Here is a 251-nt window from a genome sequence, read left to right on the forward strand (position 1 = left end):
AGACGACGGACATGACCTTCCTGCGCAACGGCAGCCCTCACACAGCCGCCGAGGCGGCGCAGCACATGCAGGCGAAGTACGCGCATTTCAAAGACAGGATTGCCACGGCCGAGGATTTCATCGACCTCTGCGCCTCGCGCTCGGAAATGAGCGGCAAGCCCTACCTGGTGAAGATGGGCAACGACGCCCCCGTGGAAGCCAGCGCCTTCCTGACGAAGGAACTGCGCGCGGTGCGCAGCGCGCCACCGCCC

General features: G+C 65.7%; 1 protein-coding gene. It reads left to right on the forward strand.

Annotated elements, in window-relative coordinates; genetic code table 11:
• Positions 1 to 11 precede the first annotated feature (11 nt).
• The coding region (locus tag CVH10_RS22800) for a DUF5329 family protein (RefSeq protein WP_369335988.1) at positions 12 to 251 on the forward strand (240 nt) is incomplete at its 3' end.

It is taken from the genome of Halomonas sp. ND22Bw, assembly GCF_003011945.1.
Lineage (GTDB): Bacteria > Pseudomonadota > Gammaproteobacteria > Pseudomonadales > Halomonadaceae > Halomonas > Halomonas halophila.